This is a genomic window from Rossellomorea sp. DA94, assembly GCF_029834455.1.
Lineage (GTDB): Bacteria > Bacillota > Bacilli > Bacillales > Bacillaceae_B > Rossellomorea > Rossellomorea vietnamensis.
The window spans coordinates 131,091-155,570 of sequence record NZ_CP122397.1 but is presented as its reverse complement, the minus strand read 5'-3'; the positions used below and the strand labels follow the sequence as shown (position 1 = coordinate 155,570).

Annotated in this window: 37 protein-coding genes; all 37 read right to left on the bottom strand. The window is 42.1% G+C overall.

The genetic code is table 11. The annotated features are described in order from the left end of the window. Positions 1–7: 7 nt before the first annotated feature. Positions 8–370 carry a 50S ribosomal protein L17 gene (rplQ, locus tag P8596_RS00870; RefSeq protein ID WP_034765940.1) on the bottom strand — a complete coding sequence of 121 codons (363 nt, stop codon included), beginning with the start codon at positions 368–370 and terminating at the stop codon, positions 8–10. A gap of 46 nt (positions 371–416) precedes the next feature. Further along, positions 417–1,361, bottom strand: coding sequence for a DNA-directed RNA polymerase subunit alpha (locus tag P8596_RS00865; RefSeq protein WP_034765941.1), 945 nt, complete (start codon positions 1,359–1,361; stop codon positions 417–419). Between the two features lie 170 nt (positions 1,362–1,531). Beyond that, positions 1,532–1,921: a 30S ribosomal protein S11 gene (rpsK, locus tag P8596_RS00860; RefSeq protein WP_032085294.1), complete on the bottom strand. Its 390-nt coding sequence runs from the start codon at positions 1,919–1,921 to the stop codon at positions 1,532–1,534. 25 nt (positions 1,922–1,946) lie between these two features. Next, positions 1,947–2,312: a 30S ribosomal protein S13 gene (rpsM, locus tag P8596_RS00855; RefSeq protein ID WP_034765943.1), complete on the bottom strand. Its 366-nt coding sequence runs from the start codon at positions 2,310–2,312 to the stop codon at positions 1,947–1,949. Positions 2,313–2,336: 24 nt separating this feature from the next. Continuing rightward, entirely contained in the window at positions 2,337–2,450 is a 114-nt protein-coding gene (rpmJ, locus tag P8596_RS00850) for a 50S ribosomal protein L36 (RefSeq protein WP_003156543.1), read from the bottom strand. Between the two features lie 38 nt (positions 2,451–2,488). Then, positions 2,489–2,707 carry a translation initiation factor IF-1 gene (gene infA, locus P8596_RS00845; protein WP_034765945.1) on the bottom strand — a complete coding sequence of 73 codons (219 nt, stop codon included), beginning with the start codon at positions 2,705–2,707 and terminating at the stop codon, positions 2,489–2,491. Next, positions 2,700–3,023, bottom strand: coding sequence for a KOW domain-containing RNA-binding protein (locus P8596_RS00840; RefSeq protein ID WP_034765947.1), 324 nt, complete (start codon positions 3,021–3,023; stop codon positions 2,700–2,702). The genes infA and P8596_RS00840 overlap by 8 nt, the downstream gene beginning before the upstream one ends. 15 nt (positions 3,024–3,038) lie before the next feature. Then, the gene (gene map, locus P8596_RS00835; RefSeq protein WP_034765949.1) at positions 3,039–3,785 is read right to left on the bottom strand and encodes a type I methionyl aminopeptidase; all 747 of its coding nucleotides are present in this window, start codon (positions 3,783–3,785) and stop codon (positions 3,039–3,041) included. Then, positions 3,785–4,435, bottom strand: a complete 651-nt coding sequence (locus P8596_RS00830; protein WP_034765951.1) for an adenylate kinase — start codon at positions 4,433–4,435, stop codon at positions 3,785–3,787. Before P8596_RS00830 ends, map begins: the two co-directional genes overlap by 1 nt. Before the next feature lie 61 nt (positions 4,436–4,496). Further along, the gene (gene secY / locus P8596_RS00825) at positions 4,497–5,789 is read right to left on the bottom strand and encodes a preprotein translocase subunit SecY (protein ID WP_034765953.1); all 1,293 of its coding nucleotides are present in this window, start codon (positions 5,787–5,789) and stop codon (positions 4,497–4,499) included. Continuing rightward, positions 5,789–6,229 (bottom strand): 50S ribosomal protein L15, encoded by a 441-nt coding sequence (rplO, locus tag P8596_RS00820; protein ID WP_034765954.1) that lies wholly within the window; start codon positions 6,227–6,229, stop codon positions 5,789–5,791. The genes secY and rplO overlap by 1 nt, the downstream gene beginning before the upstream one ends. A gap of 32 nt (positions 6,230–6,261) precedes the next feature. After that, a complete protein-coding gene (gene rpmD / locus P8596_RS00815; RefSeq protein WP_034765956.1) occupies positions 6,262–6,444 on the bottom strand; it encodes a 50S ribosomal protein L30 in 183 nt (60 codons plus the stop codon). Positions 6,445–6,457: 13 nt separating this feature from the next. Beyond that, positions 6,458–6,958: a 30S ribosomal protein S5 gene (gene rpsE, locus P8596_RS00810; RefSeq protein ID WP_034765958.1), complete on the bottom strand. Its 501-nt coding sequence runs from the start codon at positions 6,956–6,958 to the stop codon at positions 6,458–6,460. A gap of 23 nt (positions 6,959–6,981) precedes the next feature. Further along, positions 6,982–7,344 carry a 50S ribosomal protein L18 gene (gene rplR, locus P8596_RS00805; protein ID WP_034765960.1) on the bottom strand — a complete coding sequence of 121 codons (363 nt, stop codon included), beginning with the start codon at positions 7,342–7,344 and terminating at the stop codon, positions 6,982–6,984. 33 nt (positions 7,345–7,377) lie between these two features. Further along, positions 7,378–7,917: a 50S ribosomal protein L6 gene (gene rplF, locus P8596_RS00800; protein WP_034765962.1), complete on the bottom strand. Its 540-nt coding sequence runs from the start codon at positions 7,915–7,917 to the stop codon at positions 7,378–7,380. A 30-nt stretch (positions 7,918–7,947) separates the two neighbouring features. Continuing rightward, positions 7,948–8,346 carry a 30S ribosomal protein S8 gene (gene rpsH / locus P8596_RS00795; RefSeq protein ID WP_034765964.1) on the bottom strand — a complete coding sequence of 133 codons (399 nt, stop codon included), beginning with the start codon at positions 8,344–8,346 and terminating at the stop codon, positions 7,948–7,950. 30 nt (positions 8,347–8,376) lie between these two features. Then, entirely contained in the window at positions 8,377–8,562 is a 186-nt protein-coding gene (locus P8596_RS00790) for a type Z 30S ribosomal protein S14 (RefSeq protein WP_010191505.1), read from the bottom strand. Positions 8,563–8,586: 24 nt separating this feature from the next. Further along, complete coding sequence (rplE, locus tag P8596_RS00785) at positions 8,587–9,126, bottom strand: 50S ribosomal protein L5 (protein WP_034765967.1); 540 nt, start codon at positions 9,124–9,126, stop codon at positions 8,587–8,589. Positions 9,127–9,152: 26 nt separating this feature from the next. Then, a complete protein-coding gene (gene rplX, locus P8596_RS00780) occupies positions 9,153–9,464 on the bottom strand; it encodes a 50S ribosomal protein L24 (protein ID WP_034765969.1) in 312 nt (103 codons plus the stop codon). A gap of 39 nt (positions 9,465–9,503) precedes the next feature. Then, positions 9,504–9,872 (bottom strand): 50S ribosomal protein L14, encoded by a 369-nt coding sequence (rplN, locus tag P8596_RS00775; protein WP_032085280.1) that lies wholly within the window; start codon positions 9,870–9,872, stop codon positions 9,504–9,506. Positions 9,873–9,916: 44 nt separating this feature from the next. After that, positions 9,917–10,180, bottom strand: coding sequence for a 30S ribosomal protein S17 (rpsQ, locus tag P8596_RS00770; protein WP_032085279.1), 264 nt, complete (start codon positions 10,178–10,180; stop codon positions 9,917–9,919). A gap of 20 nt (positions 10,181–10,200) precedes the next feature. Next, on the bottom strand, positions 10,201–10,404 hold the full coding sequence (rpmC, locus tag P8596_RS00765) for a 50S ribosomal protein L29 (RefSeq protein WP_032085278.1): 204 nt from the start codon (positions 10,402–10,404) through the stop codon (positions 10,201–10,203). After that, positions 10,394–10,828 carry a 50S ribosomal protein L16 gene (gene rplP, locus P8596_RS00760; protein WP_034765971.1) on the bottom strand — a complete coding sequence of 145 codons (435 nt, stop codon included), beginning with the start codon at positions 10,826–10,828 and terminating at the stop codon, positions 10,394–10,396. The genes rpmC and rplP overlap by 11 nt, the downstream gene beginning before the upstream one ends. 2 nt (positions 10,829–10,830) lie before the next feature. Further along, positions 10,831–11,487 carry a 30S ribosomal protein S3 gene (gene rpsC / locus P8596_RS00755; RefSeq protein WP_034765973.1) on the bottom strand — a complete coding sequence of 219 codons (657 nt, stop codon included), beginning with the start codon at positions 11,485–11,487 and terminating at the stop codon, positions 10,831–10,833. Positions 11,488–11,490: 3 nt separating this feature from the next. Next, positions 11,491–11,832, bottom strand: a complete 342-nt coding sequence (rplV, locus tag P8596_RS00750) for a 50S ribosomal protein L22 (RefSeq protein ID WP_034765976.1) — start codon at positions 11,830–11,832, stop codon at positions 11,491–11,493. Between the two features lie 19 nt (positions 11,833–11,851). Beyond that, positions 11,852–12,130 (bottom strand): 30S ribosomal protein S19, encoded by a 279-nt coding sequence (gene rpsS / locus P8596_RS00745; protein WP_034765978.1) that lies wholly within the window; start codon positions 12,128–12,130, stop codon positions 11,852–11,854. 60 nt (positions 12,131–12,190) lie between these two features. Beyond that, positions 12,191–13,021: a 50S ribosomal protein L2 gene (gene rplB, locus P8596_RS00740; protein WP_034765980.1), complete on the bottom strand. Its 831-nt coding sequence runs from the start codon at positions 13,019–13,021 to the stop codon at positions 12,191–12,193. 31 nt (positions 13,022–13,052) lie between these two features. Beyond that, positions 13,053–13,337: a 50S ribosomal protein L23 gene (rplW, locus tag P8596_RS00735; RefSeq protein ID WP_034765982.1), complete on the bottom strand. Its 285-nt coding sequence runs from the start codon at positions 13,335–13,337 to the stop codon at positions 13,053–13,055. Continuing rightward, a complete protein-coding gene (gene rplD, locus P8596_RS00730) occupies positions 13,337–13,960 on the bottom strand; it encodes a 50S ribosomal protein L4 (protein WP_034765984.1) in 624 nt (207 codons plus the stop codon). Before rplD ends, rplW begins: the two co-directional genes overlap by 1 nt. A 30-nt stretch (positions 13,961–13,990) precedes the next feature. Beyond that, on the bottom strand, positions 13,991–14,620 hold the full coding sequence (rplC, locus tag P8596_RS00725; protein WP_060674124.1) for a 50S ribosomal protein L3: 630 nt from the start codon (positions 14,618–14,620) through the stop codon (positions 13,991–13,993). A gap of 35 nt (positions 14,621–14,655) precedes the next feature. Beyond that, positions 14,656–14,964 (bottom strand): 30S ribosomal protein S10, encoded by a 309-nt coding sequence (gene rpsJ / locus P8596_RS00720; protein WP_007085291.1) that lies wholly within the window; start codon positions 14,962–14,964, stop codon positions 14,656–14,658. Positions 14,965–15,971: 1,007 nt separating this feature from the next. Further along, positions 15,972–17,162, bottom strand: coding sequence for an elongation factor Tu (gene tuf, locus P8596_RS00715; RefSeq protein WP_034765989.1), 1,191 nt, complete (start codon positions 17,160–17,162; stop codon positions 15,972–15,974). Between the two features lie 128 nt (positions 17,163–17,290). Beyond that, positions 17,291–19,369 (bottom strand): elongation factor G, encoded by a 2,079-nt coding sequence (gene fusA, locus P8596_RS00710; protein ID WP_034765991.1) that lies wholly within the window; start codon positions 19,367–19,369, stop codon positions 17,291–17,293. A 51-nt stretch (positions 19,370–19,420) separates the two neighbouring features. Further along, the gene (gene rpsG / locus P8596_RS00705) at positions 19,421–19,891 is read right to left on the bottom strand and encodes a 30S ribosomal protein S7 (protein ID WP_034765993.1); all 471 of its coding nucleotides are present in this window, start codon (positions 19,889–19,891) and stop codon (positions 19,421–19,423) included. A gap of 44 nt (positions 19,892–19,935) precedes the next feature. Beyond that, positions 19,936–20,358 (bottom strand): 30S ribosomal protein S12, encoded by a 423-nt coding sequence (rpsL, locus tag P8596_RS00700; protein WP_034765995.1) that lies wholly within the window; start codon positions 20,356–20,358, stop codon positions 19,936–19,938. 99 nt (positions 20,359–20,457) lie between these two features. After that, positions 20,458–20,706: a 50S ribosomal protein L7ae-like protein gene (locus tag P8596_RS00695; RefSeq protein ID WP_279725500.1), complete on the bottom strand. Its 249-nt coding sequence runs from the start codon at positions 20,704–20,706 to the stop codon at positions 20,458–20,460. A gap of 160 nt (positions 20,707–20,866) precedes the next feature. Further along, positions 20,867–24,466: a DNA-directed RNA polymerase subunit beta' gene (gene rpoC, locus P8596_RS00690; protein WP_034765999.1), complete on the bottom strand. Its 3,600-nt coding sequence runs from the start codon at positions 24,464–24,466 to the stop codon at positions 20,867–20,869. Positions 24,467–24,480: the final 14 nt, after the last annotated feature.

Sequence of the window (24,480 nt, the reverse complement as noted above, 5' to 3'; positions counted from 1 at the left end):
CGAATTATTAAACTAATTCGATGATTGCCATTGGAGCACCGTCACCACGGCGAGGACCAACCTTCATAATGCGAGTATATCCGCCTTGACGCTCTGTGTAACGTGGAGCGATGTCAGAGAATAACTTTTGTAAAGCATCTTGGTTGTTTTCAGCGTTTGCAACTTCTTTACGAATGAATGCACCAGCTTGACGACGCGCGTGAATGTCACCACGTTTACCTAGTGTGATCATTTTTTCCACAACTGAACGAAGCTCTTTCGCACGAGTTTCAGTTGTTTCGATGCGCTCGTTAATGATTAGGTCTGTAGCTAAATCACGTAGCATTGCTTTACGTTGAGCACTGGTACGTCCTAACTTTCTGTAAGCCATTAAGGGTTCCCTCCTTTGTTGAATCTATATATGAAAGAAGATGTTATCAGTCGTCTTTACGTAATCCAAGTCCAAGGTCTTCAAGTTTAACTTTAACCTCTTCAAGGGATTTACGTCCTAGGTTACGCACTTTCATCATATCTTCTTCAGTCTTGTTAGCAAGCTCTTGAACAGTATTGATTCCAGCACGCTTCAGGCAGTTATAAGAACGAACAGAAAGATCTAGTTCTTCGATAGTCATCTCAAGAACTTTTTCTTTTTGGTCTTCTTCTTTTTCTACCATGATTTCAGCATTCTGCGCTTCATCTGTAAGGCCAACGAAAATATTTAAGTGTTCTGTTAGAATCTTAGCACCTAAAGAAATCGCTTCTTTCGGTCCAATACTTCCATCAGTCCATACATCAAGAGAAAGTTTATCGTAGTTCGTCATTTGACCAACACGAGTATTTTCTATTTGATAGTTAACGCGTGAAACTGGAGTGTAAATAGAATCGATTGGGATCACGCCAATAGGAAGATCCTCACGTTTGTTTTGGTCTGCTGGTCTGTACCCACGACCACGGGATGCACTTAAACGCACACGGAAATGACCACTCTTGGATAACGTTGCGATGTGTAAATCAGGATTTAACACTTCAACATCACTATCATGAGTAATATCCGCAGCCGTTACGACTCCTTCACCCTGTACATCAATCTCTAGCGTTTTTTCTTCATCAGAGTAGATCTTCAACGCCAGCTTCTTGATATTCAAAATGATGGATGTAACATCCTCTACGACGCCTTCAATTGTTGAAAACTCATGCAGTACTCCATCTATTTGAATAGATGTGACAGCAGCACCTGGGAGTGACGATAATAGGATACGACGTAAGGAGTTACCCAAAGTTGTACCATATCCACGCTCAAGTGGTTCTACGACGAACTTTCCATATGTGGCATCATCGCTGATCTCAACCGTTTCAATTTTTGGCTTTTCAATTTCGATCATTAATATTTACCCTCCTTCAAAACGTCGAAACTCCGGGCTAAATAAGATAAAGTCCGAAATTCCCCATGTTTACGTTCCCTATTGTGCACCAACAACTGGTTACTTTTCTGAATGAACGTATCTTGTATCATATCCCATTATAGACAACGATACAAAATTTATACAGAAAATTAAACGCGGCGACGTTTTGGTGGACGGCATCCATTATGAGGAACTGGAGTAACGTCTCTAATTGCAGTAACTTCTAGACCTGCTGCTTGAAGAGCACGGATAGCTGCTTCACGACCAGCACCAGGACCTTTAACTGTTACTTCAAGAGTTTTTAAACCGTGTTCCTGAGAAGCTTTAGCTGCTGTTTCAGCTGCCATTTGCGCTGCGAATGGAGTGGATTTACGAGAACCTCTGAATCCTAGTGAACCTGCACTTGACCATGCAACAGCGTTTCCGTGAACATCAGTAATAGTTACGATTGTGTTATTGAATGTAGAACGAATGTGTGCAATACCAGCTTCGATATTCTTTTTCACACGACGTTTACGAGTATTAGTTTTACGTGCCATACTAAGAAGTAACCTCCTTTACCTATTATTTTTTCTTGTTAGCTACAGTCTTACGAGGACCTTTACGTGTACGAGCATTGTTCTTTGTATGTTGTCCACGAACAGGTAGTCCACGACGGTGACGAAGACCGCGGTATGAACCGATTTCCATAAGACGTTTGATGTTTAGTGATACTTCACGACGAAGATCACCTTCTACTTTTAATTTATCAACGATATCACGAATCTTTCCTAGTTCGTCGTCAGTTAGATCGCGAACGCGAGTATCCTCAGATACACCAGCTTCAGATAAGATTTTCGCTGCAGTATTTTTACCAATACCGTAGATGTATGTTAATGAAATGACAACACGTTTGTCACGTGGAATGTCTACACCAGCAATACGTGCCATAGTGATAGCGCACCTCCTTTAAGATTAGCCTTGTTTTTGTTTGTGTTTAGGGTTTTCACAGATAACCATGACTTTACCTTTTCTACGAATAACTTTACATTTTTCGCAGATTGGTTTAACAGATGGTCTAACTTTCATCTTATTCTAACCTCCTTAATAGTACGGAGTGCAATAGATTATTTATAACGATAAGTGATTCTACCACGAGTTAAGTCATACGGTGATAATTCCACTGTTACCTTGTCACCAGGTAGGATACGAATGAAATGCATACGGATCTTTCCTGAAACATGTGCCAGTACTGTATGACCATTTTCTAATTCTACCTTAAACATCGCATTGGGCAAAGTCTCGGCGACCTTACCTTCAACTTCAATTACATCATCCTTAGCCATCGAACATGTCTCCCTTCTTCTCATCATTTAATACTTCGTTAACAAACTTTGAAACAGCATAACGCAGTTTACCGTTCGTTACTCTGCCTGATTCTATAATACTGTTTTGAACTTCTGGAGAAACATAGTCACACAAGTGAAGATGAGCGATGTTCTTTCGCTTGGCGCGATCGAACTTTCGTCTATCCCCATCTGCTATCAGTACAAAACGTTCATCCAACTGCTGAATAACGACCGAGTAGCTTCCAGTCTCTCGCCCTTTGAGGGTTTGAACAATCTGGCCTATCCTCGGAACCGTTGATTCTGACTCGATCAATCCAATCACCTTCACTTAGGCTTTCGTCAATATCTCATAGCCGTCTTCAGTAATTGCTATGGTGTGTTCAAAGTGCGCACACATTTTATCATCTACTGTGACGACTGTCCAGTTATCTGATAACGTCCTAACATATCGACTTCCTGCATTAACCATTGGTTCAATAGCCAGTACCATGCCAGGCTTTAAACGCGGACCTTTGTTGGGTGGTCCATAATGAGGGATTTGCGGGTCCTCATGTAAGTCTTGACCAACTCCGTGTCCCACATACTCCCGAACGATTGAAAAGCCATTAGCTTCAACAAAAGTTTGTATACTATGAGAGATATTCGACAGACGCTCGCCTGGTTTCGCTTCTTTGAGGCCCAGAAATAATGATTCTTCCGTTACATCAAGAAGCTTCCGGGTTTCATCATCTATTGTTCCAACTGGATATGTCCAAGCCGAGTCACCGTGATAACCATTATATTTAGCACCGATATCGATGCTGATTATATCGCCATCTTTCAATACCCGATCGCCTGGAATTCCATGTACCAACTCATTGTTGACTGAAGCACAGATGCTGCCACGAAACCCATTATACCCTTTAAAAGATGGAATTGCATCATGTTTACGAATGAATTTTTCAGCAATTGCATCCAATTCCTTCGTCGATATTCCCGGAGAAATATACTTTTGCAATTCCGCATGAGTCAATGCAACAATCTTACCAGCATGCCGCATAATCTCAATCTCTCTCGGAGTTTTAGAAATGATCATTATGAAAGGCCTCCAAGTAGTTCATCAATGTCATCAAACACTCTATGGATGTCTTGTTGACCGTCAATGTTTTTCAGATAGCCTTTATCTTCGTAGTAAGCCAATAGTGGTTGGGTTTGTTTGATGTTTACGTCCAAACGGTTTTGAACCGTTTCTTCGTTATCATCTGCGCGTTGATATAACTCGCCGCCGCAGCGATCACAAACGCCCTCTTCTGTTGGCGGATTAAAGACAAGATGATAAGTAGCGCCGCACTCTTTACAGATCCTGCGACCTGTCAAGCGCTCCATCAGGATGTCCTTATCTACATTTATATTAATGACATAATTCATTTTTTTACCAAGATCAGCTAGGATGTTTTCAAGTGCTTCTGCCTGAGCAACCGTTCTTGGAAACCCATCCAGTAAGAAGCCTTTTTCACAGTCCTCTTTGCTTAATCGCTCACGGACGATACCGATTGTCACTTCATCAGGAACAAGGTCGCCATTATCCATGAATGATTTAGCCTTCAAGCCTAGTTCAGTACCTTCTTTGATAGCTGCACGGAACATATCACCAGTAGAGATATGGGGGATACCATATTTATCTACGATTTTTTCAGCTTGAGTGCCTTTTCCTGCGCCTGGTAAGCCCATAAGAACTATATTCACTCGTACTCCCCCTAATTGTCTATAAAATGGTTTCAGGAACAAGATGTTCCCGAAAACCCTCTTATTTAATAAATCCTTTGTAGTGACGTTTCACTAACTGTGCCTCTAGTTGCTTCATTGTCTCTAGTGCAACCCCTACTACGATCAGTAAGCTTGTTCCACCGATTTGAGCTGCAGGTGGTAATCCTGCAAAGTTAATGAAGAAAACTGGAAGGACTGCGATAACAGCTAAGAAAATGGCCCCAACAAATGTTAGACGATACAGAACGCGAGTGAGATACTCTTGTGTGGTTTTACCTGGACGAATACCAGGGATATATCCACCTTGCTTCTTCAAGTTTTCAGCCATTTGTTCCGGATTCACTTGAATGAAAGCATAGAAATACGTAAAGGCAATGATCAGAGCTACATAGATGATCATACCAACTGGCTTGGTGTAATCAAAGATGTACTGAATCGTACTGGTCACATCATTGTCTCCAAAGAACGATGAAATGGTCTGTGGCGTGATAATGAAAGAAATCGCAAAGATAACTGGAATAACACCCGCAGCATTCACCTTTAATGGTAGATGTGTTGATTGTCCACCAACCGGACTACGCCCCACTAAACGTTTTGCATATTGAATCGGAATCTTACGAAGTGCTTGTTGGATAAACACGACACCAACCACGATTGCAATAACTGCTAAAACAAGAAGTGCAAGAACCACAATACGAAGGAAGAGCTGTTCGCCTGCTCCCTCGATTTGTTGAGCATAGATTTGGTTTACAGTGTTGGGGATTGCAGCAACGATACCTGCAAAGATCAGGATCGAAATACCATTCCCAACGCCTTTAGCCGTGATTTGTTCACCCAACCACATAAGAAAAGCCGTACCAGCTGTTAGAACTAAAGCTATTAGTAGGTACGTACTGACTCCGGGGCTTTGGATAAGCATTCCACCGTAAATTCTATTGAAGCCATAGGACATTCCTAAAGCCTGGATGAATCCAAGAATGATAGTGAAATAACGTGTGAACTGAGCTAATTTACGGCGCCCGACTTCACCCTGCTTAGACCACTCAGTAAACTTCGGTACAACATCCATTTGCAGGAGCTGCACGATGATCGAAGCCGTGATATAAGGCATGATTCCCATCGCGAAAATGGAGAAGTTCTTTAACGCACCGCCACCAAATGTATTCAGGAATCCAAGGATCCCTGCCTGGTCTTGCATTTTCAATACATTAGCGTCTACGTTTGGTACCGGAATGAAGGTACCAAGACGAAAGACTATTAACATCAGAAGGGTGAAGATAATTTTGTTTCTTATATCACCCACGCGCATAAAATTGGAGACAGTTTGAAACATTAGATCACCTCGGATGTACCGCCAGCAGCTTCGATAGCTTCTTTAGCAGTGGTTGAGAATTTTTGTGCTTTTACTGTAAGCTTTTTCTCGATTTTACCTTTACCAAGAATCTTAATTCCTGCTTTTTCGTTACTCACTACACCAGATTCTACAAGTAGAGCTGGAGTAACTTCTGTACCATCTTCGAAGCGATTCAATGCGTCAAGGTTGACGATTGCATATTCTTTACGATTGATGTTCGTGAATCCACGTTTAGGTAGACGTTGGAACAATGGTGTTTGACCACCCTCGAAGCCAGGACGAGTTCCGCCACCTGAACGGGCGTTTTGTCCTTTATGACCTTTACCAGCAGTCTTTCCATTACCTGAACCAATACCACGTCCTACACGATTGCGGACTTTACGTGAACCTTCTGTAGGCTTTAACTCATGTAATTTCATGTCGGCACCTCCTTCTTTTTAAACGTTAAGAATTATTTTTCAGTTACAGTTACAAGGTGAGCGACTTTGTTGATCATACCGCGGATAGCAGCATTATCTTGTTGCTCAACCGTTTGGTGCATTTTGCGAAGTCCTAAAGCTTCAACCGTTTTGCGTTGATCTTGAGGACGGCCAATGATGCTGCGAGTGAGGGTAATTTCTAGTTTGTTAGCCATCGTTATCCCTCCCTTAACCTAAGATCTCTTCTACTGATTTACCACGTAGTTTAGCTACGTCTTCAGCACGCTTTAATTGTTTTAAACCTTCGATAGTAGCGCGAACCATGTTGATTGGAGTGTTAGATCCTAATGATTTAGATAGGATATCTTGAACACCAGCTAATTCAAGTACGGCACGAACAGGTCCACCGGCGATGATTCCTGTACCCGCAGAAGCAGGTTTGATCAGGATCTGACCAGCACCAAATCGTCCAGTTACTAGGTGAGGTGTAGTACCTTCAACCATAGGAACTTCAATTAGATTCTTTTTCGCATCTTCAATCGCTTTACGGATCGCATCAGGTACTTCCTGTGCTTTCCCAGTTCCGAAACCAACGTGACCGTTTTTATCGCCCACTACTACAAGAGCAGCGAAACGGAAACGACGTCCACCTTTAACTACTTTCGCAACACGATTGATTGTAACTACGCGTTCTTCAAATTCTAGTTTGCTTGAGTCAATACGACGCATCTGGATTGTCCCTCCTTTTTTTATTAAAATTCTAAGCCGTTTTCACGAGCTGCTTCAGCCAAAGCTTTGATACGGCCATGATATAAATATCCACCACGGTCAAATACTACAGATTTTAATCCTTTTTCTACTGCACGTTTCGCAACTAGTTCTCCAACTTTTGCTGCTGCATCAGTTGTTGCAGAAGAATCTAGGTTGAAATCTTTATCTTGAGAAGATGCACTAACTAGAGTAACACCATTCATATCATCGATAAGTTGAGCGTAGATATTTTTGTTAGAACGGAAAACGTTCAAACGAGGACGAGTTTCAGTTCCAGTAATCTTTGAACGGACACGAGCATGTCTCTTCTTACGTGTTTTGTTCTTATCTGGCTTAGTAATCACCTACGGTCACTCCTTTCTTTTGCCTACGCGGCATTATTTACCTGTTTTACCTTCTTTACGACGAACATATTCACCTTCGTAGCGAATACCTTTTCCTTTGTAAGGCTCAGGAGAGCGTACAGCACGAATGTTAGCAGCTAATGCTCCAACACGTTCTTTGTCGATACCTTTGATAGATATCTTTGTATTAGCCGGTACTTCGATCTCGATACCTTGTTCTGGTTCGATCTCAACTGGGTGAGAGTAACCAACGTTAAGGACAAGCTTAGTACCTTGCTTTTGAGCACGGTAACCTACACCGACTAGCTCAAGATTTCTTTGGAATCCTTTAGATACACCTTCAACCATGTTCGCGATTAGGGCACGAGTTGTACCGTGTAACGCGCGGTGTTCTTTTGCATCAGAAGGACGAGTAACTGTCGCTACGTTTCCTTCTAATTCAACTTTAATATCAGAATTGAATGTACGAGAAAGTTCCCCTTTAGGTCCTTTTACAGTTACAGTGTTATCTTCACCTACTGTTAGAGTAACGTCAGATGGAATTTCTACTGGTAGTTTTCCTACACGTGACATCCTGTTGCACCTCCATTCATATAAAAAATATTACCAAACGTAAGCTAGTACTTCTCCGCCTACTTGTTGAGCACGAGCTTCTTTATCAGTTAAAACACCTGTAGAAGTAGAAACAAGTGCGATACCTAAACCGTTTAGTACTTTAGGTACCTCTGTTGATTTTGCATATACACGTAAACCAGGTTTAGAGATACGCTTTAATCCAGTAATTACTCGTTCGTTGTTTGCTCCATATTTTAAGAAAATGCGGATAACACCTTGCTTGTTATCTTCTACATATTCAACGTCACGTACGAAACCTTCACGTTTAAGGATTTCTGCAATTTCTTTCTTGATGTTAGAAGCAGGAACTTCTAATCTTTCGTGACGAACCATGTTCGCATTACGGATGCGAGTTAGCAAATCTGCAATTGGATCTGTCATTGTCATAATAATTTACCTCCTTCCCAATATAGGGTATTACCAACTAGCTTTCTTAACGCCAGGAATCTGACCCTTGTATGCAAGTTCACGGAAACAAATACGGCAAAGCTTGAATTTACGGATAACTGAATGAGGACGTCCGCAACGTTCGCAACGAGTATACGCTTGAACATTATGCTTTGGCGTGCGTTTTTGTTTCGCAATCATAGATTTTTTAGCCACATTTTCGCCTCCCTTATATAGCGATTACTTTTGGAATGGCATTCCGATTTGTGTCAACAATTCACGAGCTTCTTCGTCTGTGTTCGCAGTTGTTACGATTACGATATCCATACCACGTACTTTAGACACTTTATCATAGTCAATCTCAGGGAAAATCAATTGCTCTTTAACTCCTAATGTGTAGTTACCGCGACCGTCGAATGCTTTTTTAGAAACACCACGGAAGTCACGTACACGTGGAAGTGAAACAGAAATTAATTTATCTAAGAATTGGTACATACGCTCTCCGCGTAGAGTAACTTTTGCACCGATTGGCATACCTTCACGAAGACGGAAGCCTGCGATTGATTTCTTAGCTTTTGTTACAACTGGCTTTTGACCAGTGATTTGAGTTAATTCATCAACAGCTACATCAAGAGCTTTTGAGTTTTGAACAGCATCACCGATACCCATGTTGACAACGATCTTTTCAACTTTAGGTACTTCCATTACTGATTTGTAATTGAATTTGCTAACTAGAGCTGGACTGATTTCTTGTTGGAATTTTTCTTTTAGGCGGTTCATTCAGAATACCTCCCTTCTTAATCGTACTATTTATCTAGAACTTCACCTGATTTTTTTGCTACACGTACTTTTTTGCCGTCTTCTGTCTTATAACCTACACGAGTTGGCTCGTTAGATTTCGGATCTAGAAGCATAACATTTGATACATGGATAGATGCTTCCTGGCTGATGATTCCACCTTGCGGGTTCATCTGTGAAGGCTTAGCGTGTTTTTTCACAACATTGATACCTTCAACTAGCACTCGGTCTTTTTTAGGGAATGAAGCAAGAACAACACCTGTTTTGCCTTTGTCTTTCCCAGTAATGACCATTACTTTATCGCCTTTTTTTACATGCATTTCATCGCACCTCCTTGAATGGCCCAATGCTAATATCTATTAAAGAACTTCTGGAGCTAAAGATACAATTTTCATAAAGTTGCTGTCACGTAGTTCACGGGCAACAGGCCCGAAGATACGAGTTCCACGTGGTCCCTTATCGTCACGGATAATGACACAAGCATTCTCGTCGAACTTGATGTAAGTACCGTCTTGACGACGTACACCAGACTTAGTACGAACAACAACTGCTTTCACTACGTCACCTTTTTTAACAACGCCACCTGGTGTTGCTTGTTTTACTGTACACACGATAACATCACCGATGTTAGCCGTCTTGCGTCCAGAACCACCAAGTACTTTGATAGTTAATACTTCACGAGCACCAGAGTTGTCAGCAACTTTTAAACGTGATTCTTGTTGAATCATGTAGGTAACCTCCCTTCGGAATATAAAATATCCGAACAAATATATTAGATAATAACTGCTTTTTCAACAACTTCTACTAAACGGAAACGTTTTGTAGCAGATAGTGGACGAGTCTCCATGATACGTACGATATCGCCTACTTTTGCTTCGTTGTTCTCATCATGAGTTTTAAACTTCTTAGAGTACTTAACGCGCTTGCCGTATAGAGAATGCTTTTTATAAGTTTCTACCATAACCGTTACTGTTTTATCCATTTTGTCGGAAACAACACGGCCAGTGTATACCTTACGTTGGTTGCGGTCACTCATTTAAGCAAACCTCCTCTCATTTATCGATTGTTAACCCCGATCTCTCTTTCACGGATTACAGTTTTCATACGAGCGATCCCTTTGCGGACTTCACGGATGCGAGCTGTGTTTTCTAATTGCCCAGTCGCAAGTTGGAAGCGAAGGTTAAATAACTCTTCTTTCAGAGTCTTTACTTTTTGTTCTATTTCAGCAGTGGTTAGGTCACGAATTTCATTAGTTTTCATTTGATTCACCACCAATTTCCTCACGTTTTACAAACTTCGTTTTGATTGGAAGTTTATGTGATGCCAGACGAAGCGCTTCACGAGCAACCTCTTCAGAAACACCAGCGATTTCAAACATGATTTTTCCAGGCTTAACTACTGCTACCCAACCTTCTGGAGCACCTTTACCTGAACCCATACGTACTTCTAAAGGTTTTGCAGTGTAAGGTTTATGAGGGAAGATTTTAATCCATACTTTACCGCCACGTTTCATGTAACGAGTCATAGCGATACGAGCTGATTCGATTTGACGGTTTGTGATCCAAGAAGCCTCAACTGCTTGTAAACCGTATTCACCGAACGCTACTTCTTGACCGCCTTTAGCACGTCCACGCATTTTTCCGCGGTGTTCGCGACGATGTTTAACGCGTTTAGGTAATAACATAATTATTTGCCTCCTTCCTCAGATTTCTTTCTTGTAGGAAGAACTTCTCCACGATAGATCCATACTTTAACGCCAAGCTTACCATAAGTTGTATCAGCTTCTGCATGAGCATAGTCAATGTCAGCGCGTAGAGTATGAAGTGGAACAGTACCTTCACTGTAATGTTCTGCACGAGCGATATCTGCTCCGCCTAAACGACCAGATACTTGTGTTTTGATTCCTTTTGCACCAGCACGCATCGCACGTTGGATTGATTGCTTCTGAGCACGACGGAAAGAAACACGGTTTTCTAATTGACGAGCGATGTTTTCAGCTACTAATTTCGCATCAACGTCAGCTCTTTTGATTTCAACGATGTTGATGTGTACACGTTTTGAAGTAAGTTCGTTCAATGCTTTACGAAGTGCTTCAACTTCTGTACCACCTTTACCGATAACCATACCAGGCTTAGCTGTATGAACGGTAATGTTAATACGGTTTGCTGCGCGTTCGATTTCTACTTTAGAAACAGATGCGTCAACTAAACGTTTTGCAATATATTCACGTACTTTAATGTCTTCGTGTAATAGATTAGCGTAATCTTTATCTGCGTACCATTTAGATTCCCAATCACGGATTATACCGACACGAAGTCCGACCGGATGTACTTTTTGACCCACAGCTTATCCCTCCTTCTTTTCTGATACGACAAGTGTAATGTGACTTGTACGTTTGTTGATTTGACTTGCACGTCCCATCGCACGAGGACGGAAACGTTTAAGTGTTGGTCCTTCATTTACATAAGCCTCAGTTACCACTAGGCTATTAATATCCATGTCAAAGTTGTGCTCTGCGTTCGCAATAGCAGACTTAAGTACTTTTTCGATTACTGGTGAAGCAGCTTTAGGTGTGTGCTTTAAGATAGCAACCGCTTCTCCAACTTGCTTACCTCGGATTAGATCAACGACTAAACGTACTTTACGAGGAGCAATACGTACTGTTCTTGCAACAGCTTTTGCTTGCATTAGGATACCCTCCTCTCAATTAGCGTCTTGTTTTCTTATCATCACTTGCGTGACCTTTGTAAGTACGAGATGGTGCAAATTCACCAAGCTTGTGTCCTACCATGTCTTCAGTGACGTATACAGGTACATGTTTACGACCATCGTAAACTGCGATCGTGTGACCGATGAATGCTGGGAAGATCGTTGAGCGACGAGACCAAGTTTTCACAACTTGTTTGCCTTCAGTTTCGTTCAATTTTTCGATCTTAGTCATTAAATGATCATCAACAAAAGGTCCTTTTTTTAAGCTACGACCCATGTTTGAACCTCCCTTCGTGATTGACCTACGGCTCTTTTCAGGAACCGTAGCACAATCCCGTTATTTTTTGCGACGACGCACAATAAATTTATCAGATTTGTTGTTTTTCTTACGTGTCTTGTATCCAAGAGTAGGTTTACCCCATGGAGACATTGGTGATTTACGTCCGATTGGAGCACGTCCTTCACCACCACCGTGTGGGTGATCGTTAGGGTTCATGACAGAACCACGAACTGTTGGGCGTTTACCTAACCAACGAGAACGTCCGGCTTTACCGATGTTGATAAGTTCGTGTTGTTCATTCCCAACTTGACCTACAGTAGCACGACAAGCAGAAAGAATCATACGAGTTTCACCAGAGTTCAAACGTACAAGTACATATTTACCTTCTTTACCAAGTACTTGAGCAGATGTACCAGCAGAACGAACTAGCTGACCACCTTTACCAGGTTTAAGTTCAATATTGTGTACGATTGTACCAACTGGGATGTTGATAAGTGGTAATGCATTACCTACTTTGATATCTGCTTCTGGTCCAGACATTACTTCCATACCCACAACAAGTGTTTTAGGTGCAAGGATGTAACGTTTTTCCCCATCAGCGTAGTTGATTAGTGCAATATTTGCTGAGCGGTTTGGATCATATTCGATCGTAGCAACGCGTCCAGGTATACCATCTTTTTCACGTTTGAAATCGATGATACGGTATTGGCGCTTATGGCCGCCACCTTGATGACGAACTGTTAACTTACCTTGGTTGTTACGGCCACCCTTTTTGTGTAGGGGTGCTAAAAGTGACTTTTCCGGAGAATCCGTTGTGATTTCAGCGAAATCAGAACTAGTCATGCCGCGACGACCATTAGAGGTAGGTTTATACTTTTTAATCGCCATGTTTTTCCCTCCTCTTCTTAATTAAAGAATTTTATACTTCAAAGAATTCGATTTCTTTACTGTCAGCAGTAAGCTTAACGATAGCTTTACGACGCTTGTTAGTGTAACCAGCGTGTTTACCCATACGCTTGAACTTACCTTTGTAGTTCATGATGTTTACTTTATCTACTTTCACGTCAAAGATTGCTTGAACGGCGTCTTTTACTTGAGTCTTGTTAGCTCTAGTATCAACTTCGAAAGTATACTTTTTCTCAGACATAAGATCAGTTGAAGCCTCTGTAATTACGGGGCGCTTAATGATTTCACGTACATCCATTATGCGAGCACCTCCTCTACTTTTTCAACAGCTGATTTAGTCATCACTAGTTTGTCATGTCCTAATACATCCAGAACGCTAATTCCTTCTGCAGTAACAACAGTTACACCAGGGATGTTACGAGCTGAAAGTGCTACGTTTTCGTCAAGACCGTCAGTGATTACTAATGTTTTAGAATCAACAGAAAGACCTTTTAGAACGCTAGCAAATTCTTTTGTTTTAGGAGCATCGAATGATAATGCTTCTAATACTAAGATATTTTCTTCTACAACTTTAGAAGAAAGTGCAGATTTAATCGCTAAGCGACGAACTTTCTTAGGAAGTTTGTAGCTGTAGCTGCGTGGAACTGGTCCAAATACAGTACCACCACCGCGCCATTGTGGAGAACGGATTGACCCTTGACGAGCACGACCTGTTCCTTTTTGACGCCAAGGCTTACGCCCACCGCCACGTACTTCAGAACGATTTTTTACTTTATGATTACCTTGGCGTAAAGACGCTCTTTGCATCAATACTGCTTCAGTCATCACGTGTGTGTTTGGTTCAATACCAAAAACAGTGTCATTAAGTTCGATATCACCAACTTTAGAACCGCTTTGGTTAAATAATGCTACTTTCGGCATTCTTGTTTCCTCCTTTCTTGAAAAGTTCTATTAGTTTGCTTTAATAGCTGACTTTACTTTGATCAGTTGTTTCTTAGGTCCAGGTACATTACCTTTAACTAAGATAAGGTTACGTTCAGCATCAACTTTTACAATTTCAAGGTTTTGAATTGTAATTTGCTCTCCGCCCATACGTCCAGGTAGTAATTTACCTTTGAATACACGGTTTGGATCAACAGGACCCATTGAACCGGGACGACGGTGGTAACGAGAACCATGGGACATAGGTCCGCGTGATTGGTTGTGACGCTTGATAGCACCTTGGAAACCTTTACCTTTTGAAACTCCTGTTACATCTACGATTTCGCCTGCAGCGAAAATATCAACTTTGACTTCTTGACCAACTTCGTACTCTTCTACGTTTACACCGCGGATTTCACGGATGAAGCGCTTAGGAGCAGTTTCAGCTTTAGCAACGTGGCCTCTCTCTGGTTTGTTAGAAAGCTTTTCACGTTTGTCTTCAAAACCTACTTGGATAGCTTCGTAGCCATCAACGTCTGTAGATTTCTTTTGAAGTACCACGTTTTGAGCAGCCTCGATAACAGTTACAGGGATAAGATCACCGTTTTCAGCGAAAACTTGAGTCATACCAATCTTTCTTCCTAAGATTCCTTTGGTCATTAGTCACACCTCCTGATTATTATGGTTTTTATGAATTAAAGTTTGATTTCGATATCTACACCTGATGGTAAGTCTAAACGCATAAGCGCATCAACTGTTTGTGGTGTCGGATTTACAATGTCGATTAAGCGTTTGTGAGTACGCATTTCGAATTGCTCACGAGAATCTTTGTATTTGTGCACAGCACGTAGGATTGTGTAAACAGACTTTTCAGTCGGTAGTGGGATCGGTCCTGAAACCGCCGCACCAGAACGTTTTGCTGTTTCAACAATTTTCTCAGCTGATTGATCAAGGATTCTGTGATCATAAGCCTTTAAACGGATACGAATCTTTTGTTTTGCCATTATTTTCCCTCCTTTATCGCCTATTTTTGAATAGACATTCTCCACAGAAATTTCCCACACACTCGCCATGGCAAAGCGGCCGTGTGTGTCAGCAACCTTCTGTTTCATCGCAGTCAAAGACCAACATTGTCTATTATAACTAAAACACCCAGAAGAAGCAAGGGTTTCTTGCAATTTCTTTATGTTTTGCACACTTTCTCTATTATACAAACGAACCGTTATATTTTCAAGGTTATGTGGTATTTTCACAATATTTAATATAACGGGTAATAATATAATGGCATTGACCATTAGCCAGTGATAATACCATTTCAAAATGAGTGAGTGCATGTTGATTTCCACTTCAGGCAGCTCGCTTTCCGCGGGGTGGGCGGTGAGCCTCCTCGGCTTCGCCTGCGGGGTCTCACCTGTCCCACATTTCCCGCAGGAGTCGAACTGCCTTCCGTTGCAATCAACAATGGGTATTATATTTATTGGTATAGAGAATACAGTCACTAAAATCTTATAGGTATGTTGGAAGTTAGAATTCGTGCAATAGCCTTAATTGAGCTCGTGCATTACATTTATATAGAAGAAATTTGTAAAAATAATGATGAATCTAGATTCTTCATTATAAAAATGAAAGTGATTGGCATAAGGAAAAAACAGAAGTATCGTTTAACTTTCTTGGTTCATTATCTAAGTCATTCATTTTTTTATGGTTATTTAGGAAGGATATATTAGATAGTTTGCAGTCGCTAGCTGTTGATTGGAGGGCAAGACGGAGACTCCTACGGGAAAAGCGGAATAGGTGAGACCCCGCAGGAGCGCCAGCGACGAGGAGGCTCGCCTTCCGCCCGAGGAAAGCGAAGTCTTGCCCGGAAATCAACAGCGGTGTTACAAACTGAATCCATATTGATCTTAAGATTAGGTTCAGTTCGTTCGGTAAAGGCAATTATCTTCCTTCTCAAAAAATGAACATAAAAAAACAGATGGACACAAGGTCCATCTGTTTTTGATATCAATGATTACTCAGTGATTGTAGCTACTACTCCAGCACCTACAGTACGTCCACCCTCACGGATAGAGAACTTAGTACCTTCTTCGATAGCGATTGGAGCGATAAGCTCAACAGTCATTTCGATGTTATCGCCAGGCATAACCATTTCTACACCTTCAGGAAGGTTACAGATACCAGTTACGTCAGTTGTACGGAAGTAGAACTGTGGGCGGTAGTTAGTGAAGAATGGAGTGTGACGTCCACCTTCTTCTTTAGAAAGAACATAAACTTCTGCTTTGAACTTTGTGTGTGGAGTGATTGTACCTGGCTTAGCAAGTACTTGTCCACGTTGGATATCTTCACGAGCTACACCACGAAGTAGTGCACCGATGTTGTCTCCAGCTTCAGCATAGTCAAGAAGCTTACGGAACATTTCTACACCTGTAACAGTTGTAGATTTAGGCTCTTCAGAAAGACCGATGATGTCGATAGTGTCTCCAACTTTAACTTGTCCACGCTCAACACGACCAGTAGCAACTGTTCCACGACCTGTGATTGAGAATACGTCCTCAACAGGCATCATGAATGGCTTGTCAGTGTCACGCTCTGGAGTTGGGATGTAGCTATCTACAGCTTCCATAAGTTCGAAGATTTTCGCTTCCCACTCAGCATCTCCTTCAAGAGCTTTAAGAGCAGAACCTTTGATTACTGGTACGTCATCGCCAGGGAAATCGTACTCAGAAAGAAGGTCACGTACTTCCATTTCTACTAATTCAAGTAGTTCTTCGTCGTCTACCATGTCACATTTGTTCATGAATACAACTAGGTATGGAACACCTACTTGACGAGAAAGAAGGATGTGCTCACGAGTTTGTGGCATTGGGCCGTCAGCAGCAGATACTACTAGGATCCCACCATCCATTTGTGCTGCACCAGTGATCATGTTCTTAACATAGTCAGCATGTCCTGGGCAGTCAACGTGTGCATAGTGACGAGTATCAGTTTCGTACTCAACGTGTGCAGTAGAGATTGTGATTCCACGTTCTCTTTCTTCTGGAGCACCGTCGATTTGGTCATAAGCCATTGCAGTTCCACGACCATACTTCTTGTGAAGTGTAGTTGTGATTGCAGCTGTTAGAGTTGTTTTACCATGGTCAACGTGACCGATTGTACCGATATTCGCATGTTGCTTGGAACGATCAAATTTTTCCTTACCCATTTGAAAATCCTCCTTTGATTTTAAAGAAAATAAGTATATTTTGGGTGCCTCAGAGACGGTTAAAAACCCTCTCTGACACAACAATTGCTTACATTAGTATTTATACTTTATAAAAGCGAATAAATCAATTATTCACCTTTATTTTTTTTGATGATTTCTTCAGAAATCGATTTAGGTACTTCTTCGTAGTGATCGAAGTGCATGGAGTATGTTCCACGTCCTTGTGTGTTAGAACGTAATGAAGTTGCATATCCAAACATTTCAGATAGAGGTACGAACGCTTTAACGACTTGAGCGTTACCGCGTGCTTCCATACCTTCTACACGTCCACGACGGGAAGTAACGTCACCCATGATATCTCCAAGGTATTCCTCAGGGATAACAACCTCAACTTTCATCATTGGCTCAAGGATGACTGGCTTACATTTAGAAGCAGCATTCTTAAGGGCCATTGATGCAGCGATTTTGAACGCCATTTCAGAGGAGTCGACGTCATGGTATGAACCATCGAATAATCTTGCCTTAACATCAACAAGTGGGAAACCAGCTAAGACACCATTTTCTAAAGCGTCAGATAGACCGGCTTGTACAGCAGGGATGTATTCACGAGGAACTACACCACCGACGATACCGTTCTCGAATTCGAATCCTTTACCTTCTTCGTTAGGTGAGAATTCGATCCAAACGTGTCCGAATTGTCCACGTCCACCAGATTGACGGGCGAACTTACCTTCAACTTTAGCCGTATCACGGAAAGTCTCACGGTAAGATACTTGAGGAGCACCTACGTTTGCTTCTACTTTGAATTCACGTCTCATACGGTCAACGATGATATCTAAGTGAAGCTCACCCATACCTGCGATGATAACCTGTCCAGTTTCCTGATCAGTATGCGCACGGAATGTTGGATCTTCCTCTTGAAGTTTTTGTAGAGCAGTAGTCATTTTATCTTGGTCAGCCTTTGACTTAGGCTCAACAGATAAAGAGATAACCGGCTCTGGGAATACCATTGATTCTAAGATAACAAGGCTCTTTTCATCACATAGTGTATCTCCAGTAGAAGTATCTTTAAGACCAACAGCTGCTGCAATGTCTCCAGCGTATACAGTAGAGATCTCTTCACGGGAGTTAGCGTGCATTTGCAGGATACGTCCTACGCGCTCACGTTTACCTTTAGAAGAGTTTCTTACGTATGAACCAGAATCTAATGTTCCTGAGTACACACGGAAGAATGTTAATTTACCAACATAAGGGTCAGTTGCAACTTTGAACGCTAATGCAGAGAATGGAGCATCGTCAGCAGATGGACGAGTTACTTCTTCTTCTGTATCAGGTACAAAACCTTTGATATCTTCAACATCTGTTGGTGCTGGAAGATAATCGATAACTGAGTCAATTAGTAATTGAACCCCTTTGTTTTTGAATGCAGATCCACATACTACCGGGTAGAACTCGACAGTTAGTGTAGCCGCACGGATAGCAGCTTTGATTTCTTCGTTAGAAAGCTCTTCACCTTCTAAGTACTTCATCATAAGCTCTTCATCAAGTTCAGATACAGCTTCAATTAATTTTCCGCGGTATTCTTCAGCTTGATCTTTGTACTCTTCAGGAATGTCACGAGCTTCTGCGCGAGTTCCAAGGTCATCTTCATAGAAATATGCTTTCATTTCTACTAAGTCGATGATTCCTTCGAAGTCATCCTCAGCACCGATTGGAAGCTGAATAGGATGTGCATTAGCTTGTAGACGCTCATGTAGTGTACCTACAGAGTAAAGGAAGTCAGCACCGATTTTGTCCATTTTGTTAACGAACACTACACGGGGAACCCCGTAAGTAGTTGCTTGGCGCCAAACAGTTTCAGTTTGAGGCTCAACACCAGATTGAGCATCAAGTACTGCTACTGCACCATCAAGTACGCGCAGGGAACGTTCAACTTCAACAGTGAAGTCTACGTGACCCGGTGTATCGATGATGTTGATACGATGGCCTTTCCATTGAGCTGTTGTCGCAGCAGAAGTGATAGTGATACCACGTTCTTGCTCTTGCTCCATCCAGTCCATTTGAGAAGCACCTTCGTGAGTTTCTCCAATTTTATGGATACGACCTGTATAAAATAGGATACGCTCAGTTGCAGTTGTTTTACCGGCATCGATGTGAGCCATGATACCGATATTACGAGTGTTTTCTAAGGAGAACTCTCTAGGCATGCGGTCTTTCTCCTTCCTTATATAAGAATGATTTGTTTGATTAAGGTCAGATTACCAACGATAGTGAGCAAACGCTTTGTTCGCTTCAGCCATCTTGTGTGTATCTTCACGCTTCTTGACAGAAGCTCCAGTGTTGTTAGCTGCATCAAGGATTTCGTTAGCTAAACGCTCTTCCATTGTCTTCTCACCGCGAAGACGAGAGTAGTTTACTAACCAACGAAGACCTAATGTAGTACGACGCTCTGGACGCACCTCTACAGGTACTTGATAGTTTGAACCACCTACACGACGAGCTTTAACTTCTAATACCGGCATGATATTTTTTAGAGCTGCATCGAATACTTCCATTGCATCTTTACCTGAACGCTCGCTAATGATATCAAACGCTGCGTATAATTTCTTTTGAGCTTTACCTCTTTTACCGTCAATCATGATTTTGTTGATTAAACGAGTAACTAGTTTAGAATTGTACATTGGATCAGGTAAAACGTCTCTTTTTGCTACAGGACCTTTACGTGGCATGTGATTTCCTCCTTTCAACGAGAAATGAATTTATAGTTGTTTTATTATTTTTTAGCTGCTTTAGGGCGCTTAGTTCCGTATTTAGAACGTCCTTGCATACGGCCGTCAACTCCAGCTGTATCAAGCGCACCACGTACGATGTGATAACGTACTCCCGGTAAATCCTTTACACGTCCTCCACGGATAAGAACAACACTGTGCTCTTGAAGGTTGTGTCCGATACCAGGGATGTAAGCAGTAACCTCGATTCCATTTGTCAAACGAACACGTGCATATTTACGTAGCGCCGAGTTCGGTTTCTTTGGAGTCATTGTACCAACACGAGTACATACACCACGTTTTTGTGGAGAAGACAAGTTCGTGTGCACCTTCTTAAAGCTGTTATAACCTTTGTTAAGAGCTGGTGACTTTGATTTAGTTGATTTTGACTGACGAGGCTTGCGAACTAATTGGTTAATAGTTGGCATTTTGTTTTCCTCCCTTCTTATTTGGTAAGCCCACACATCCAGGTGGTTCTTTTTTGGGTAAAAGTAAAGTTTTTGTAGATCGCTTCTACAAAAACTATTTTACTGTATAATCGCAACAGCTGCTGCTCCAACATCTATTCCGCACGATTTACCAAGTTTCTTCATTGAATCCACTTTGTTAACCGGTACATTAAGATCAATCGCGGCCTGGACTACTTTTGATGTAACCTTGGGATCAGCATCATCCGCAATTACAACTTCGAGTACATGACCTGTTTTTAGAGCTTTCACTGCTTGCTTTGTTCCTACAATAATTTCTTTAGCCTGCGCTACTTTTTCATAAGACATTTCATATCCTCCAAAGTAACAGGTTATTAATAGGAGCAACCTTGAATATATTATCATCTTAAAATCTCTATGTCAACAAAGATTTAAAAGATTTATAAAAGCTAACTCTTAGAGCTGTTGTTTGAGCAATCAAACCCGCCTAAGAGTTAGCCTAAATAGATTACTCTACTGTTACTGTTTCTTCACTAGTGTCTTCTGCTAAAACCGGTTCTGCTTTACGGTAACGTTGCATACCTGTTCCTGCTGGAACCAGCTTACCGATGATAACATTTTCTTTCAATCCTAGTAACTCATCACGTTTTCCTTTGATCGCAGCGTCCGTTAACACACGAGTTGTTTCCTGGAATGATGCTGCGGATAAGAAGGAATCTGTTTCAAGTGAAGCTTTGGTGATCCCGAGCAGAACAGGGCGTCCCGTTGCCGGAAGCTTACCGCCGAACAATGCTTTCTCGTTCGCATCTCTGAATTGGTGGATATCCATAAGAGTACCTGGTAGTACTTCAGATTCACCAGCATCGATGACGCGGACTTTACGTAACATTTGACGGACCATGACCTCAACGTGTTTGTCGCCGATTTCAACCCCTTGCATACGATATACCTTTTGTACTTCGCGTAGCAAGTATTCTTGAACGGCAGACACATCACGGACTTTAAGAAGTTCTTTCGGATCGATCGAACCTTCAGTGATTTCCTGACCTCGTGCGACCTTATCGTTTACAGCGAACTTCAAGCGCGCTGTGTAAGGAGCTGTGTAACTTCTCGTTTCCACATCACCTTGTACGGTAATTTCGTACTGACGATCTTTTCCTTCACTGATTGAAGTGATCACACCATCGATTTCAGAGATGACAGCTTGACCTTTAGGATTACGCGCCTCGAAGATCTCTTGGATACGCGGTAAACCTTGAGTGATATCGTCTCCTGCTACCCCACCTGTATGGAACGTACGCATCGTTAACTGAGTACCCGGTTCCCCGATGGATTGAGCAGCGATGATACCGACAGCTTCCCCAACTTCGACTTTTTGACCTGTCGCAAGGTTCGTTCCGTAACATTTTTCACACACACCGTGTCGTGTGTTACATGTGAAGGCAGAACGGATCGAAACATGTTCGACGCCAGCGTCAATGATCGTCTTAGCCAAGTCTTCTGTGATCAGCTGGTTTTCTGTAATGATGATTTCATCTGTTTCAGGGTGACGTAATGTCTTACGTGAATAACGACCGAGTAAACGTTCTTCAAGAGGTTCGATGATTTCCGTACCCTCTTTAATGGAGCCTACAAGTAAGCCTCTGTCCGTTCCACAGTCTTCCTCACGAACGATAACGTCCTGTGCAACGTCAACGAGTCGACGCGTCAGGTAACCTGAGTCAGCTGTTTTCAGTGCTGTATCGGCAAGACCTTTACGGGCACCATGGGTAGAGATGAAGTACTCAAGAACCGTCAGACCTTCACGGAAACTTGATTTGATCGGTAACTCGATGATACGACCAGCCGGGTTGGCCATTAGTCCACGCATACCGGCAAGCTGAGTGAAGTTAGATGCGTTACCACGGGCACCTGAGTCACTCATCATGAAGATCGGATTGCGTTTATCCAATGTTGCCATTAACTTACCTTGAATCGTATCTTTCGCAGCACTCCAGATGGAAATGACACGATCGTATCTTTCATCTTCTGTAATAAGACCGCGTTTGAATTGTTTCAATACGTTGTCTACTTTACTTTGCGCTTCGATCAAGATCTCTTCTTTTTCCGCTAGTACGACGATATCTGCGATACCCACCGTAATACCGGCTTTTGTAGAATATTTGAATCCAAGGTCCTTCATCTTATCAAGCATACGAGACGTTTCCGTTATGGCAAACTTCTTGAACACTTCCGCGATGATATTCCCTAAGAAACCTTTTTTGAACGGATTGATTAACTCACGGCTTTGGAATACTTCCTTCACGTCCGTTGACGGATCAACAAAGTAGTTCTCAGGAGTCGCAACTTCCAAGTTCGTTCTTGTTGGTTCGTTGATGAACGGGAATGTATCAGGTAAGATCTCGTTGAAGATTACTTTACCTACCGTTGTTAATAATAATTGTTTGTTTTGCTTCTCGGTGAACGTTTTGTTGTTAATGGTGCTTGCATGGATCGCAATACGGGTATGCAAGTGTACATAACCATTTTGATATGCAAGGATGACTTCATTCGCATCATTGAAGATCATACCTTCACCAACAGCATTTTCACGTTCAAGTGTCAGGTAATAGTTACCTAATACCATATCCTGGGACGGTGTAACAACAGGTTTACCGTCTTTCGGATTTAGGATGTTTTGGGCAGCAAGCATGAGCATGCGCGCTTCAGCTTGAGCTTCAGAAGATAGTGGTACGTGAACCGCCATTTGGTCACCATCAAAATCCGCGTTGTATGCTGTACATACAAGTGGGTGAAGACGGATCGCTCTACCTTCGACAAGCGTTGGTTCAAATGCTTGAATACCAAGTCTGTGAAGTGTAGGTGCACGGTTTAACAGTACCGGATGTTCTTTGATGACGCCTTCTAATACATCCCATACTTCCGGCTGGACGCGTTCAATCTTGCGCTTGGCACTCTTGATGTTGTGAGCCAATCCTTTTTCAACGAGTTCTTTCATAACGAATGGTTTGAATAACTCAAGAGCCATTTCCTTAGGAAGACCACATTGATACATCTTAAGGTTAGGTCCAACAACGATTACAGAACGGCCGGAGTAGTCAACACGTTTACCAAGAAGGTTCTGACGGAAACGACCTTGCTTCCCTTTAAGCATATGTGAAAGGGATTTTAACGGACGGTTACCCGGTCCAGTAACTGGACGGCCACGACGACCATTATCAATTAAAGCATCAACCGCTTCTTGTAGCATACGCTTCTCATTTTGAACGATGATGCTTGGGGCACCAAGGTCCAATAAACGCTTAAGACGGTTATTACGGTTAATAACACGACGGTATAAATCATTCAGGTCAGAAGTCGCAAAGCGTCCACCGTCAAGTTGAACCATTGGGCGAAGCTCTGGAGGAATGACAGGAAGAACATCAAGGATCATCCAGTCCGGATCATTCCCTGAGTTTCTGAAAGATTCCACTACTTCCAATCGTTTGATTGCACGGGTACGGCGCTGACCTTGAGCTGTTTTCAGTTCTTCTTTCAAGAAATCAGCTTCTTTATCCAGGTCAATGTCCTGCAGAAGCTTTTTAATGGCTTCCGCTCCCATTGCAGCTTGGAATTTCACTCCGTACTTCTCACGGTATGCACGGTATTCTTTTTCAGAAAGAAGTTGTTTTCTTTCAAGAGCCGTGTCACCTGGTTCCGTTACAACATAGGAAGCGAAATAGATGACTTCTTCCAAAGCACGCGGGGACATGTCTAAAACAAGACCCATACGGCTTGGGATTCCTTTGAAGTACCAGATGTGAGAAACAGGTGCGGCAAGTTCAATGTGACCCATACGTTCACGACGAACTTTAGCCTTTGTTACTTCGACACCACAGCGGTCACAAACGACGCCTTTATAACGGACACGCTTGTATTTACCACAATGACATTCCCAGTCCTTCGTAGGACCGAAAATACGTTCACAGAACAAACCATCTTTTTCTGGTTTTAACGTACGATAGTTAATCGTCTCGGGCTTTTTAACTTCCCCGAAAGACCATGAACGGATCTTATCGGGAGAAGCTAAACCAATTTTCATATACTCAAAATTATTTACATCTAGCAAGGGGCCTACCTCCC